Source organism: Ureibacillus sinduriensis BLB-1 = JCM 15800, from assembly GCF_000772955.1.
GTDB lineage: Bacteria > Bacillota > Bacilli > Bacillales_A > Planococcaceae > Ureibacillus > Ureibacillus sinduriensis.
This window is the reverse complement of sequence record NZ_JPVO01000050.1, coordinates 71,767-86,425: the sequence shown is the minus strand read 5'-3', so window position 1 is coordinate 86,425 and position 14,659 is coordinate 71,767. Positions and strand designations below refer to the sequence as shown.

Annotated in this window: 16 protein-coding genes; 8 read left to right on the top strand and 8 right to left on the bottom strand. The window is 38.5% G+C overall.

What is annotated here, in order from left to right:
* Positions 1–9: 9 nt before the first annotated feature.
* Both CD33_RS10110 and CD33_RS10105 read right to left on the bottom strand, forming a co-directional pair.
* Positions 10–687 carry a hypothetical protein gene (locus CD33_RS10110; protein ID WP_036200543.1) on the bottom strand — a complete coding sequence of 226 codons (678 nt, stop codon included), beginning with the start codon at positions 685–687 and terminating at the stop codon, positions 10–12.
* Between the two features lie 142 nt (positions 688–829).
* Positions 830–1,588 (bottom strand): MerR family transcriptional regulator, encoded by a 759-nt coding sequence (locus CD33_RS10105; protein ID WP_036200542.1) that lies wholly within the window; start codon positions 1,586–1,588, stop codon positions 830–832.
* 177 nt (positions 1,589–1,765) lie between these two features.
* On the opposite strand from CD33_RS10105, the gene CD33_RS10100 reads away from it, so the two are divergent.
* The 6 genes from CD33_RS10100 (at position 1,766) to CD33_RS10080 (ending at position 6,592) form a co-directional block, all read left to right on the top strand.
* A complete protein-coding gene (locus CD33_RS10100; protein WP_036200539.1) occupies positions 1,766–2,398 on the top strand; it encodes a GntR family transcriptional regulator in 633 nt (210 codons plus the stop codon).
* A gap of 186 nt (positions 2,399–2,584) precedes the next feature.
* Entirely contained in the window at positions 2,585–3,784 is a 1,200-nt protein-coding gene (locus CD33_RS10095) for a quaternary amine ABC transporter ATP-binding protein (RefSeq protein ID WP_036200537.1), read from the top strand.
* Positions 3,777–4,622, top strand: coding sequence for an ABC transporter permease (locus CD33_RS10090; protein WP_036200536.1), 846 nt, complete (start codon positions 3,777–3,779; stop codon positions 4,620–4,622). The genes CD33_RS10095 and CD33_RS10090 overlap by 8 nt, the downstream gene beginning before the upstream one ends.
* Before the next feature lie 19 nt (positions 4,623–4,641).
* Positions 4,642–5,553 (top strand): glycine betaine ABC transporter substrate-binding protein, encoded by a 912-nt coding sequence (locus CD33_RS10085; protein ID WP_036200534.1) that lies wholly within the window; start codon positions 4,642–4,644, stop codon positions 5,551–5,553.
* 125 nt (positions 5,554–5,678) lie between these two features.
* Positions 5,679–5,894, top strand: a complete 216-nt coding sequence (locus CD33_RS20825) for a hypothetical protein (protein WP_309299200.1) — start codon at positions 5,679–5,681, stop codon at positions 5,892–5,894.
* 35 nt (positions 5,895–5,929) lie between these two features.
* Complete coding sequence (locus CD33_RS10080) at positions 5,930–6,592, top strand: glycine betaine ABC transporter substrate-binding protein (protein WP_309299199.1); 663 nt, start codon at positions 5,930–5,932, stop codon at positions 6,590–6,592.
* Between the two features lie 66 nt (positions 6,593–6,658).
* Here the strand turns inward: CD33_RS10080 and CD33_RS10075 are convergent, their stop codons facing one another.
* The 6 genes from CD33_RS10075 to CD33_RS10050 form a co-directional block, all read right to left on the bottom strand.
* The gene (locus CD33_RS10075) at positions 6,659–7,642 is read right to left on the bottom strand and encodes a YeiH family protein (RefSeq protein WP_036200657.1); all 984 of its coding nucleotides are present in this window, start codon (positions 7,640–7,642) and stop codon (positions 6,659–6,661) included.
* Between the two features lie 146 nt (positions 7,643–7,788).
* Positions 7,789–8,238 carry a hypothetical protein gene (locus CD33_RS10070; RefSeq protein WP_036200533.1) on the bottom strand — a complete coding sequence of 150 codons (450 nt, stop codon included), beginning with the start codon at positions 8,236–8,238 and terminating at the stop codon, positions 7,789–7,791.
* Between the two features lie 276 nt (positions 8,239–8,514).
* Complete coding sequence (locus tag CD33_RS10065) at positions 8,515–9,216, bottom strand: ABC transporter permease (protein ID WP_036200532.1); 702 nt, start codon at positions 9,214–9,216, stop codon at positions 8,515–8,517.
* Positions 9,213–10,061 (bottom strand): ABC transporter ATP-binding protein, encoded by an 849-nt coding sequence (locus CD33_RS10060; RefSeq protein ID WP_084591314.1) that lies wholly within the window; start codon positions 10,059–10,061, stop codon positions 9,213–9,215. Before CD33_RS10060 ends, CD33_RS10065 begins: the two co-directional genes overlap by 4 nt.
* A gap of 146 nt (positions 10,062–10,207) precedes the next feature.
* Positions 10,208–11,155 (bottom strand): LytTR family transcriptional regulator DNA-binding domain-containing protein, encoded by a 948-nt coding sequence (locus CD33_RS10055; RefSeq protein ID WP_036200531.1) that lies wholly within the window; start codon positions 11,153–11,155, stop codon positions 10,208–10,210.
* A gap of 372 nt (positions 11,156–11,527) precedes the next feature.
* Positions 11,528–12,385 carry an AraC family transcriptional regulator gene (locus CD33_RS10050; protein ID WP_036200530.1) on the bottom strand — a complete coding sequence of 286 codons (858 nt, stop codon included), beginning with the start codon at positions 12,383–12,385 and terminating at the stop codon, positions 11,528–11,530.
* A 168-nt stretch (positions 12,386–12,553) separates the two neighbouring features.
* Between CD33_RS10050 and CD33_RS10045 the strand changes: the two genes are divergently transcribed.
* Together CD33_RS10045 and CD33_RS10040 are read left to right on the top strand one after the other, a co-directional pair.
* The gene (locus tag CD33_RS10045) at positions 12,554–13,219 is read left to right on the top strand and encodes a nuclease-related domain-containing protein (protein ID WP_036200529.1); all 666 of its coding nucleotides are present in this window, start codon (positions 12,554–12,556) and stop codon (positions 13,217–13,219) included.
* A 158-nt stretch (positions 13,220–13,377) separates the two neighbouring features.
* Positions 13,378–14,634 carry an MFS transporter gene (locus tag CD33_RS10040; protein WP_036200528.1) on the top strand — a complete coding sequence of 419 codons (1,257 nt, stop codon included), beginning with the start codon at positions 13,378–13,380 and terminating at the stop codon, positions 14,632–14,634.
* Positions 14,635–14,659 lie beyond the last annotated feature (25 nt).

Here is a 14,659-nt window from a genome sequence, read left to right as displayed (position 1 = left end):
TCCTGTTGCTTATTGTTCGGAAGCTTTCCGATTTTCATTGAGTGATAAAGTTTTTAAAAGTAATTCTAAATATAATAGGAAATAGTCGATGCAGTCCTTTACAAGGACAGAGTAATTAAAGAAGTCAGATGTTTTTTGATAATGCAAATAGTCATTTTTTAATACCTCGAGTAACTTTTTAGAGAAAAGGTGAATGTTTGTGGAATGAAATTGCTCCAAACAGGCAATGACGTTACAAAATAGTATAATATCTTCCGAATCCCGATGTTCTAATATGGCGATATCTTTTAACAGAATTTCCAATGACTTTATATACCCGAAAAAGGCGATATCATAGTACCCTAATAGTTCACAGTTCGTTGATTGATTGTACAAGTTTTGAAATTTATTTGATGTATTTTTAATTAAGGTGCTTTCATTAAAGCTATATTTTGGAACTGAAAACAGGTATTTTTCATTAGCAGCAGCCTCGATACGGTCATCGTTCAAAATAAAATAGTCGTTTTTACATGAAGGGCAAGTTAAAGAAATGACACTTAATTTAATGCTATTGTTTTCAAATGAATACGTATTTTCAGTAGTAGGATGTATTTCAAGATTGCAATGAGGGCATTTGTTTATAATTATGTATTGCCGGTTTTCATAATCATATTGAACTTTCTTTAGCTTTTTTTCATGTTTTTGCATAATGTGAAGTTGCTCCTTTATGAGGCGTTAAGTGTCTTCGGAATTTGGTTGCATTTAGTATGAGCAATATATTCTCCAATCTTGCATGGGAAAATAGAAGAAATAAAAAAGAGGTAAGCAAATTCTTACCTCGACATAGCCATTATTCATTTACATAAATTAAAATCGCATCTCTTAAAAATTCAGTTCCGCCTGCAATTGCTTTATCGTAGTAGGCTTTGAATCGTTCATCGGCAACGTACATTTCAGCTAGCCCTTTATGGGCTTCTTTCGTGTAGGATGGCCATGAGTAAGTTAACCACTCTTTATGTTTTGCAGCAAGTTGCTGGGCTATTTCTGAACTCGGATTACCGGTTTCAAAGGCTTTTGGGAGCAGCTCCAATATCTCGCAACCCAATTTTTCCATTGCCTCATAGTCTTCTTTTGACATGCCCCGAAGTTTGGCATTGGATTCGTCAACCGTCTTGTCGCTGTATTTTCCCCGGATTTCTTCACCGTATTTTTGTTCATTTTCAGTGATCAAACTTCCCTTAAATGCTTCAAATTTTTCATTATTACTCATCATGATTTCCCCTTTCTGGTGAGCGATTGTTTTATCAATTGTCCCGATTAATGTATCGAGACGGGCCCTTTTTAGAACCAGTTGGTTGTAGTGTTGCATGAGTGCATTCAATTGGTCGAAATTGGGGTCATTCATAATTTGTATAATTGTTTCCAGTTCCAACTCCAGTTCCCGAAAAAACAGAATTTGCTGTAATCGATCGACTTCCTTTTGACCATAAATACGGTAACCGGAACTATTGATTCTGGAGGGCTTCAATAAATCGATTTCATCATAATAACGCAGTGTTCGGCTGCTCACCCCCGCTAATTTCGCTAACTTGCTAATCGTGTACTCCATCGCAATACCTCCTGATGATTTCATCATAAAGGTTGACGTAACGTGAATGTCAACAGCATAATAGGCATTTATAGAAAATAATAATAGCGTGATGTTAGTGCATGGTTTAATATAATCTTGATGAAGAAAGAGATACGTTTTTAAAACTATTTTGTCGTTTGAAAGGTAGTATCAATGATGGAAAATAAGAAAGTTCAAGTAAAACAGCCAAAGTACCAAAAAATCGCGGCTGATATAGCATCTAGAATAGTTGAAAAGAAATACTTGGTTGGTGAAAAAATTTATGCACGATCCTCTTTGGCAAGTCAATATGGTGTATCTTCAGAAACTGCAAGAAGAGCCATCGCTGTACTGCAGGATCTTGAAATCGTGGAAGCGACAAAGGGTAGCGGAGTCATGATTAAATCCTATGAAAAAGCAGCACAATTTGTCCATCAATTTCTGGAGGTCCAATCCGTTTATCAAGTACAACTGGAGATGCTGGAAAGTATTAAAAGGCAAAAGAATGAGCTGGAAGTATTGCAAGAAACAACGGAACGGCTGGTTAGTCGAACGGAAAGATTTAAATCGGTCAATCCTTTTGTACCATTCCAAGTTGAGCTTAATGAAGACACACCTTATCTTTCCCAATCAATTGGAACCATTAACTTTTGGCAAAATACTATGGCAACCATTGTAGGAATCCGGCGAGGAGACGAACTAATTATTTCCCCGGGTCCATATGCTACCTTTGAACAAGGAGATATGATTTATTTTATTGGAAATGATGAATGTATAGATCGGGTTCAAAAATTTTTATATCCAAAATGATGAAGGCGTAGATACCGATAAACCGGTGTCTACAGCCTTTTTTTATGGTCATAAATGACTATCTATTTCGATAGTTTCATAGAATGTAAAGTTGACACAAGTAACAACCTTTTGTTAACATGAAGTTGTTGCTTAGTTGTAAACTATAAAAAACCAGTTTTGAGAATAAAAGGAAAGGGGAACTGTATGACGAAAATTAAAGTTGAAAATGTTACAAAGATATTTGGCAAGCATATCAATAGTGCGCTTAAGCTTGTCGAACAGAAAAAAAATAAAACAGAGATCCTCAAACAGACAGGTGCTACAATCGGGGTTTATGATGCTAGCTTTTCTGTCAATGAGGGCGAAATCTTTGTTATTATGGGGCTTTCAGGTAGCGGCAAATCCACATTGGTACGCCTACTAAATCATCTCATTGAACCTACAAGCGGAAGTATATACATAGATGGCGAAAACATCTCCAAAATGAATAAACAACAGCTCAGAGCGATACGTCGTGAAAAAATGAGCATGGTGTTTCAAAACTTCGGTTTATTTCCACAACGAACAGTCCTTGCTAATACCGAATACGGCTTAGAAGTACGCGGTATCCCTAAAGAAGAAAGAACAAAAAAAGCGGAAGCTGCTTTAGATAACGCAGGATTATTACCCTACAAAGATCAACTCCCGAGTCAATTATCAGGGGGAATGCAGCAACGTGTCGGATTGGCGCGTGCGTTAGCAAATGACCCGGACATTTTATTGATGGATGAAGCCTTCTCAGCCCTTGACCCATTAATTCGAAAAGATATGCAGGATGAATTATTAGATTTGCAACAAAAAGTAAGAAAGACCATCATATTCATTACGCATGATTTAAATGAAGCATTACGTATCGGCGATCGGATCGCGTTGATGAAGGATGGGAAAATCATTCAAATCGGTACAGGGGAGGAGATTCTAACAAACCCGGCAAACGACTATGTTAGAACATTCCTTGAGGATGTAGACCGTTCGAAAGTATTAACAGTAGAAAACGCCATGATACGACCAATCTCCGTGAATGTTGAAATCGATGGACCAAAAGTAGCGTTGAAACGTATGCGTGAAGAAGAGGTCAGTGTATTGCTGGCAATTGACAAAAATAGAGAGTTTAAAGGTTATATCACTGCCGATGATGCATTGGAAGCTGCAAAACGCGGTGAAAAAAATGTGGACAGTATATTAAAAACAGATATGGAATCTGTGACACCGGATATGCTTATCCAAGATGTATTGGGGATAATTTCCGAATCCTCCATCCCTTTAGCGGTTGTAAAAGAGAATAAATTAGTGGGTGTATTGATTAAAGGCGTAGTCATCCAATCTCTTGCCTCGGATACTGAGGAGGTGACCTCAAATGAATAAAATATTAGATTCTATTCCCACAGTTCCGGTAGCGGAAACTATGGAAACGATAATGGATTGGTTAACAAGTAATTTATCAGCATTGTTCAGCTTTATCCAAAATGGCGGCAAAAATGCCATGAACTTTATCACGGATATGCTTATCTCAATTCCACCGGTTATTTTTATTTTGGTTATCGCTCTTATTGCATTTATTGCTACGAAAAGAAAATTTGGTTTAGCTATATTTGCCATAGTCGGCCTGTTATTCATATATAACCAAGGTTTATGGGAAGAGTTGATGAATACAGTAACCCTTGTAATTTTCTCAAGTATTATTGCGATTATAATAGGTATTCCACTAGGTATTTTGATGTCGAAAAGTATCGTTGCCGAAAACATTATTAAACCAATACTGGACTTTATGCAAACAATGCCAGGATTTGTATATTTAATACCGGCTGTCGCCTTCTTTGGAATCGGTGTGGTACCGGGTGTATTTGCATCTGTCATTTTCGCATTGCCGCCGACAGTGCGCTTTACAAACCTAGGTATCCGACAGGTGCCAAGGGAATTAGTAGAAGCGGCAGATTCATACGGCAGTACAGGATGGCAAAAACTGATTAAAGTGGAATTGCCATTAGCAAAATCGACGATGATGGCTGGCATCAACCAAACCGTATTGCTATCACTATCGATGGTTGTTATTGCCTCGATGATTGGAGCTCCCGGCTTGGGCCGCGAAGTGTTATCCGCCCTACAACGCGCCCAAGTAGGTAATGGTTTTGTAGCGGGACTTAGTCTAGTAATATTCGCGATTATTGTTGACCGTTTAACGCAAAGTTTTAATAAAAAATAGTTTCAGAGAGGGAGATTTCATGAATTTCAAAAAAATAAAAATGATGGGTCTAGCCCTAGGGATGGGCGCGATCCTTGCTGCGTGCAGCGGTTCGGATGAAGAGGAAAAGTCAACAAAAACAACAGGTGATTCGAACGAAACAGCAACAACCGATGAATCCAAAGAGATCAACTTAGCCTATGTTGAATGGGATACTGAAGTTGCTTCTACCCATGTTGTAGGAAAAGTGTTAGAAGACTTAGGTTACGATGTAACTTTAACGCCATTGGATAACGCTATCATGTGGGAAGCCGTATCAACTGGTCAGGCGGATGCAATGGTTGCGGGGTGGTTGCCAAATACCCATGCTTCCCAATATGCGGAGTACAAAGATAGTTTAGCAGAGTTAGGTGAAAACTTAACGGGTGCAAAAATCGGGTTAGTCGTTCCTTCTTACATGGATGTCAATTCAATCGAAGATTTATCAAAAGAAGCGGACATGACTATAACTGGGATTGAGCCAGGAGCTGGTGTTATGGCTTCAACCGAAAAAGTGTTGGAAGATTACGGCAACATCAGTGGTTGGCAATTACTACCCTCATCTTCTGGTGCAATGACAGTTGCATTGGGCCAAGCTATTGAAAATGAAGAAGAAATCATTGTGACAGGCTGGTCTCCACACTGGAAATTCTCTTCCTATGATTTGAAATACTTGGAGGATCCTCAAGGTGTATTTGGTGGGGAAGAGACAATCAATACATTTGCACGCCTTGGCTTGGAAGAAGACATGCCTGAAGCGTACAAAGTGTTGGATGCATTCAACTGGACAACAGAAGATATTGAAGCAGTGATGCTTGATATTACGAATGGTACGAAACCAGAAGAAGCAGCTGCTAAATGGATTAATGATAATGCGGACAAAGTGGCCGAATGGACGGAAGGGGTAGAATAAACCCCTCGAATCCTTAGCTTATTTTTTCGAGAATAATTGAAGATAGGCATAGGTTCATACTGCGATTAACAAATGGGGGTTATCTTATTAAAAGATAGCCCCTAAATTTAAAAGGGGCTGAACTAATGTTAAAACTAAAACAAATGGGGATTACTATAGGCTTGTCCTTATCATTAGTATTAACGGGCTGTGGTGATGAGGAAGACAATCAGGATAAGGGGAACAAAACAGGAGAGACTGCCAGTTTAGGTGAACAAGTAGATTACACAATAACTGGTATAGAACCTGGTGCAGGATTAACGGGTCTATCGCAAAATACGCTAGAGGATATGAAAATCTGAAAGGTTGGGAACTTCTAGAAAGTTCAACAGCAGGCATGTTAGGTGTGCTGGATGCAGCAATTAAAAACGAAGAGCCGATCATCATCACGGGTTGGACACCACACTGGATGTTTTCTGCGTACGATTTGAAAATTCTAGAAGATCCCAAAGGCACATTAGGTGGGAGTGAAAACATTAATACTCTAGCAAGGAAAGGCTTGGAAGAGGACATGCCTAATGCATTTAAAATACTAGACCGCTTCCACTGGGAACCGGAAGACATGGAAGCTGTAATGTATGATGCGCAAGAGGTTTCATTTGAAGAAGCCGCACTGAAATGGGTGGAGGACAACCCGGAGAAAGTCGCAGAATGGGTTGACGGTGTAGAGAAAGTGGACGGGGAACAAATCGAATTGATTTCAACTCCATGGGATACTGAACGAGCTTCCAGCAATGTTATGAAGGTGGTATTGGAAAAGCAAGGATTTAAAGTAACTGTAACGCCCGTCGATCCAGCCATTATGTTCGAAGCGATTGCAAGTGGCGAAGGAGATGCAACGGTAGCTCCATGGTTGCCTACAACACATAATGCATTTTTTGAAAAGCATGCAAAAGACATCGTTGATTTAGGTGAAAATCTAACAGGAACACAAAATGGATTTGTCGTTCCGGTATATATGGATATCGATTCGATTGAAGATTTAGAACCTAAAGAGTAAACTATCTGCAGCCTGGCTCATAAAGGAGGCTTCCCTTCGTGGAAGTCCCCTTTTTTTGGCTGGAATTCAAATAACCACAAACCATACAAATAAACTTAGAGCTACAGAAGTCAATAGAAGAGTGAAAATGGGTTTTAAAGTTTGTTTAGTGAATTTTTTCAAGTCCACAGACATGCCGACCGCCGCCATTGCAACCGTTAGTAAGAAAGAAGCGATGGAAGCGACGGTGCTTTGAAATGACAGTGACATCCATCCATTTTCCCTTAAAATTGTCCCGATGATGGAGAGAACGACAAAGCCTAATATGAAGTATGGGAAGGAAGCTTTTTTCTTTGATCCTTTGTTTTTAAATGAAAGAATCATGACAATCAAAATAGTTACAGGAAAAAGCAATAGTACGCGGCTTAGTTTACTAAGTAGTGCGGGGGTTAGAGACTCGTTGCCGAAGGAAGAACCGGCAAGAAGCGTTTGAGCGATTTCGTGAAGACTAAAACCTACCCATTGACCATATGTATCCGGATTCATACCGCTTACAGACGCGATAAGGGGGGCCGCCAATGCAAATACTGTTCCTAAACATGCTATCATTCCAATTGCCAAAGCTGTATCTTCTTCGTCCGAATCAAGGATCGAGGAGACGGCTCCAATTGCTGCAGCACCGCAGATACCCGTACCCGAAGCGAGCAAAAGCAGAAGTTTATAGTCGATGCCCAACATTCGACCGATCATGAATGTCATAAGTAGTGTGAACATGAGAACTACCGATGCACGAAACAGAAGGGGAAAACCCTCATCGACAATGATTTTGATGTTTAAATGAATTCCGTAAAGGATGATGGCAATACGCAAAATAACTTTGGAAGAGAAGATGATGCCACTCCGAATGTCTTCGGGATATTGAAAAACATTCCGGTAAGCAACAGCAATTAAAATAGCTATCGCCAAAGGGCCTATTAAGGACAGGATCGGCAGCAGACTTAAGCTGTAGGCACATACAGTAATAAAAAACATTAATAAAATTCCTTGATAAAATTCAACTGTTCTGTACATAGTCAAGAAAAGCGCCTCACTTTCAACTACCAAGACAATATATAAGATTATAAATGTGTTCTATATAAAACCATTTTTCAAACATAAATAAAAAACGTATACATAAAAGTTAGGTGATGAATTAGGATGGAATTCATCACCTAATATTATTTATTAACTGTATCGTATCCGATTACCGTCCAAATGCCCGAAGGATCCTGCTTCACAAGTCTTTTTAAGTAAACGATCCTGATAGAAGAATCTTTATCATATACTTCTGCGACAGCCGTATCCTTTGTACTGTGCAAGAGCTTGATGCTTCCTTCTTCAATTGGATATTCCCCTTCAATACCTTTAGGTGAGAGTTGTAAACTCACAAATACTTGTGTCGAGATAAGTGGATCTAGTCTCCAGGGGGAATGCCCTTCGTCCACACTTTTTTGGTCGTTTACTTCCTTCTCTAAATCGTACGGTACCTCTACTTGTGGATTGATTTCGTATTCCTTCGCTTGAACCGGGAAGATGATATTGTTATAAACATCAACGCTTTCAAGCTCAACTATCAATTGATTCGATTCGAGAAATGCGGGGATTGCATTGTCTTCCATAATGTCCACAGTAAAAACCTCCGTCTTTATTAGGTATGTTAAGACATTACCGTTATTATTTGCAAAAGTTTATTTTTTACACTAGAAAGGATAAAATTTTAACAATTGAGTCTAATAAAATTGCTTGAAGGCACCAACCAATCATATAGTAATTGTTTTGTCATGATTGATATTTCTTAAGTATGTTAGATCTTGTTTAATTTGATTCCTCGATTATAAAAATTAATTAAAATCTTGTGAAAACGAAAGGAGAAGCCAAAAATTGAACTTCTCCCACTTTCATATTCAATCAACCATTCTCTTTTTATAAAGTATGATTGTAAAAAACCAAATGATGATGGACCAAACCAATATTAGAATGATTGGCGCTAAAATTTCGGTTGCTGTAAAAACATGCTCAATCGACACTGCCAATATTATTATTTGTGCACTAGGCAACCATTCGGCAATTTGCAAGATCGGGTAGGTTCCAGAAAGTTGAAGAGCAAATGGACCAAATGAGAAAATGAGCATGATTGGTAAGATGGCGACAGATGCTTCCAAAATTGTTTTTGTAAAGAGTGCACATAAAGTGCCCAGCCCGATATAAAATACCGCTGAAAGGAATAGGGCAGTGGCAATGATCAACCAATTAGCAGGGTTATAGCCCACAAGAAAAATGGAAAGCATGATCGTAAGGGCAGTAATTGAAAATACCAACAAGCTCTTTCCAAGTAAAATATCAAGCAAAGACGCAGGGGATAACATGAGGCTGCGAAGCGTATTTCTTTCTTTTTCTTCTGCAATTAGACAGCATTGTACAAAACTTGTAACCGCCACAAATGCAAGGTTGATTGGCAAAAAGTATGCCTGCATACTATCCACCCCTGTCTTATTGTAGATAAAAGCCATAATCAGTGGCAATAATACCATAGTTGAAACAGCGTAATTACGGGAAAATTCCTTGTAATCCTTCATGAAAATTGCTTGTATACGTATTAAATTCATATTAAATCACTCCCTGTCATTTGCATGAAAATATCACCCAATGTAGGTTCGTTCGTATGGATGCGTGAAAGTAGACCTTGATTCATCCAGTCATATATTCTTTTTGCTTCTTCCTTGCTATTTTCGATGCAATGTTGACTGCCATCTACCAATTCCACCGTAATCGTATCGTCGCTGAATTGTTTTTTTAACTCCTTTGGTGCTCCCATAGCGCGTATTTTGCCCTTATGCAAGAAGGCAACACGGTCACACAGAGTTTCGGCTTCACTCATATCATGAGTCGTTAAGAAAATAGTTGTACCCATTGCATTCAATTTGCGTAAGCCATTATAAATATGTTGCGTATTCACAGGGTCCAATGCAGAAGTGGGCTCGTCCAGAAATAACAATTCTGGTTTATGCATGATTGAACGTGCTAATGTGACGCGCTGAATCATACCTTTCGATAAATTGCTTACTTTTTTCTTTCGCTCATTATATAGGTTTACAAAATCCAGCGCCTCTTTTACTGCACTCGTCGGCAGATTATAAAGTTTGCTGTAAAGTAAAAGATTTTCTTCAACAGATAGCCTTGAATAGAGCCCACTGTTATCTGTCAATATGCCAAATCGAGCTCGATTCGTTGGTTTCTTCATTTCCTCGGCGTCTTGTCCCAATACAAAAACACTGCCTCCAGAACGTGTTAGTTGGGCTGTAAGGATTTTAATGGTAGTTGTTTTACCTGATCCACTTGGTCCTAAAAATCCGAATATTTCCCCTTTATTAATACTGAAAGAAACATCCTGCAATGCTTCCTCTTTCTGGAAGACTTTCTGTAAATGTTGTACATCAATTACATTCATCATCGCTCATCCCTCCGATAGGTATTTACTTACTCAGCATAAAAAGAAAAAGTAAAATCGTCAGCAATATCCGGATGAAAGGAGCAATTTGGTGATGGATGATGTCAAAAGACGCTCAAGAGAAATAAAGAAATTTCCCAGGAAATCGGTCAAATCCCAATAATTCGTTTCAATTCGACTAATTTATTTTTCGATAATGGCACTACAGCTTTTGAGGCGTGGAGAGATAAGCTGTAACTATTTCGTGTCCAAGTCGTTATTTCCCTTACTTTTTGCAGATTTACGATGTAGGATCGGTGACATCGGAAGAAGCCAAACGGTGTCAATTTTTGTTCAAGCTCATTTAAAGTCAGCGAAGTGGGATAAGGCTCCCCACTTACATAAACCGACACCTGTCCCTCAACACTCTCAATATAATCAATCTCCGGAGGATTAAATAAAATTATTCTTTCATTTCGCTTTGTTGGAATCTTTTCAACACGGAAAGGAGTTATTTCGTTCTTTTCCAGGGCAGCTGTTTCTTCCTCTTTTACATCCACGACTTGTAAACCCGAAGCGTCGAGGCGAAAAACCGAATCACTGGCGGTTAGAATATCTTCCATATTATTGGATAATATTATGACTGTTTTTTGTAGTTTCTTTAATGCACCCAAAATGTTGATCACAATTGTCTTGGCATGTTCATCCAGGTTTTGGAAGGGTTCTTCGATAACTTGCATAGGTTTATCATTCATTAAACAGTGAATGAGTCGCAATCTTTGTTTCTCGGCATTCGATAAATTATGTAGTCTTGCTTTTTTCTTATCATTCATTTCTAAAAGCGTTAATAAATCCCCATTTGTGATTGAAGGGCTGTATAGCCCTTTTAAAAAATTGATATATTCATTTACAGTTAAACGATTATAGATTCCGTTATTTCTAAGCTCTGTATGTATGAGGGGATTTAGAGCGAATTGGCTTGCCAAAAAATTCAATTTGGCTACATCCGAGTATATGCCGCTGATGGAGCCTTTCTCAAAATACATTTCGATGCTTGGTGAGATGATATTTCCTTCCACGGTAAAGGAGTCGATTGTTATTGCAAGTTTTGAATTCATCATGTTTCCTCTCTGGTTTATTATTTCGTGACTAATACAACAAATTATACACAAATAGAAAATGCAGGAAAATACGAAGTTCTGTCTCTTTAGGTGCATGCATTGGAGTCGATAAGGCAAAGTGAAAAAGCGCTCAGACTGTTGGAGAACGCTTTCATTCTGCGCTGGTTGTCTTGTTCGTCCCCTCATGAACGTTTTGTTCTATTCGGCTCTTCACTCGACTGGCCGCCTTGTCTTTCAAGCGTTTTCAAGAAAGTCTGGGTAATTTTTCACTGAAGGAAATAGCCTGAGAAAACGTGTAGACAAAGTCGAAAATCGACTTTGTCTACACTCTCTGATCGCTTCCACTCTCGAAGCACTTTTTTTAGCCTATCATCGAATTGGAATCCAAATTTCGGAGTAATAATTGGGGTTTGAAGGATTTTCATTTGTATAAACTTCTAATTCTGCTGTTCCTGCGGGTTTGTATGGATTCGAAGGAAACCACTCTGAGTAAATTTTCTTCCATGTATCCTGCATTGCATGTGGCATCGGACCATTGACTTCGAAAATGACCCACTTTGAAGCTGGTACCTCATAGGAATCTATCCCATCGGGTGCCCCGGTTATAGATGCAGATGCGATCCAATAATCCATTAGACCATTTTGTTTTTCATCACAGCATACTCCAAGAACTCCATCAATTTCACCGTTATTTAATTCGATTAGTCGATCATTTGTTCCGTCGGCATGCACATCATCCCAGAAATGCGGAATTTCTCTTATGTTATCGCCGTTCTTATAATTATACGTTCTCTTAATACCAACAATTCGAAAAGCATCTTTTTCAACGATTCTGTAATTCATCGGTATTACTCCCTCCAGTTTAATTTTTATCATGAGGCGATTATAAGATTGGAGAGGACCCATTTTCTTTCGGGCTTCCTTTGGGGAAAGCTTATGTTGTTTCCGGAATGCTTTGGCAAAAGATTCAGGAGTTTCATAGCCATACTTATAAGCAATATCGATAATTTTATCGTTTGAATTAACTAATTCCTGGGCTGCCAAGGTTAAACGTCTCCTGCGAATATACTCGCCAACTGTTATATCCGTTAATATCGAAAATGTTCTTTGGAAATGAAAAGCAGAGAAATTGCTTGCTTTGGCTATTTGTTCAACAGATAAATCGCCATCCAGTAAATGGATTTCTATATAATCGATTGCCTTTTGAATGGAATCAATCCAACTCATATTCATCACCTCAGTAGTTATAATAATTAATAGATTGTTTGCAATCTGGTCTTCTTTTGCTCTCTTTGGACAGTTCTAAATTATCGGAGGATACTTTTATATGCCATGTTCAATCTTAGGAAACTTTGATAGAATGAATTAACGAATAAGTAATTAGGGGGAAAAATTGTGACAATCCTTGTCCTTTTCTTCATAGTATTCATGGGGATACTGTTTGCAATAAATGTGTATATATATGAAAATAGCCAATTCTCTAAGATAACGGGCTACTCCTTTACATCCATTTGGACAAGTAAAAAACTTGGATTTTTATATAAAATATCCCAAAAGTTCAATAAAGTAAATGGCGAACATAAACTATTATTGAATATTGTCCTTCCCGAAAGTGGACGCAAAGTGGACTATTTACTTATCCACCAATCGGGAATCTACGTTATTAATGCAATGAATCATAATGGTTGGATTTATGGGAATGAAGACGATGTACAATGGGCGAAGGCGCTGGAGAATGGTCAGCTTGTAACTTTCCGAAATCCGATTATGGAAAATAGCCTAAAGATAGAAGATGTGAAAAAATATATGCCAGAGGTAGAAAAAGACGTGTTTCAATCACTTGTTGTTTTTAGCAACAGTTGTTCGTTTAAGAAAATCGAAGTACATTCACCTGATGTGGATGTTATTAAAACCCATGAGTTGGGCAACTTTTGGAAGGATAAAAATGAACATGCTTTAACAAAGGAGCAAATTTCGGATATCTACTCTAAGTTAGAACCTTATGTTAATCAAAACCAATCAAAAGAAAAAGCCATGCTTAAAGATACAGTTTCAAACTAAACGGAAAAGATTATCTCTGATAGGAGATAGTCTTTTTTTATGATGGGGATCAATAGCCTATGCAAAAGTGAAAGCTCATATCGCCCGAAATATGCGAATTTTCTATGAATATAAGAACCTACAATGTACAATATAGAAAAAGAATTAAGGGTGGGGAAATGAGGAAAATCCATTATAGTTGGGTTGTACTAGCCGTCACATTCATTGCTATTATTGTAGCGGGTATTATACGTTCATCTTCAGGAATATTTATAGATCCTTTCGAAACGGAGTTTGAATTTGGCAGACCGATGATTTCCTTTGCTTTTGCAGTCTGCCTTTTTTTATACGGTTTTTCAGGACCTTTTATGGCTGCATTTGTGGACGTTTTTGGATTGAAGCGAGTGATGCTTAATTCAATGGCGATTTTATCAATCGGTCTTAGTCTTACTTTTGTAATGAAAAACGAATGGCAGCTGATCTTGATCTGGGGTGTTATGTTGGGAATCGGCTCAAGTTTGTTCCTGACTGTATTAAGCACACAAGTTGCAAATCGCTGGTTTGTAAAAAGAAGAGGGCTTGCAGTGGGGATCTTAACAGCTGCAACGGCAACAGGACAGCTAATATTGCTACCTGTCTTAGCGAATTTTGTGGAAAACTATTCATGGCGTGCAGCAATAGCATTAATATTTTTATTAAGTACAATCATGCTCATAGTCATTGGCTTATTTATGAAGAGTTGGCCAGGGGATATCGGTGTTAAGCCATATGGCCAAGAAGAAGACACAACGGAACAATTGCACCAATATGGCAATCGGAACCCATTTAGAATGGCTATTTCTTCATTGCTGGAAGGAATAAAAGCAAAGGAATTTTGGCTACTGGCAGGAAGTTTCTTTATATGCGGATTATCTACAAGTGGATTAATCGGAACCCATTTTATCTCCTATTGCATAAGTTTTGGCATTCCTTTGGTTACAGCTGCTGCAATGCTGTCTTTTATGGGTGTGTTTGACTTGATCGGCACTACGATATCAGGTTGGTTGACAGATCGTTACGATAATCGCTGGTTATTATTTTGGTATTATACATTAAGAGGGATATCACTCCTCTTCCTACCCTTTGCATTGGCCCAAGGGTCCTATACATGGCTAGTTATTTTCTCAATCTTCTATGGACTGGATTGGATTGCCACGGTGCCGCCAACAATCGGACTAACAAGACATAAATTTGGTGTGGAAAAAAGTGCGATGATGTATGGGTGGATCACTGCGAGTCATCAGGTAGGGGCAGGAGTTGCTGCATATACGGGCGGAGTTGTTTTCAAGGTTTTTGGATCCTATATGTGGGCTTTCCTTTTAGCAGGCGGGTTTTGTATACTGGCAAGCCTATTTGTCATCTTGCTTAAAAAACATAATCCACGTGAATTTGTTTAGTTTTTCAATCCATATAATAGATGAT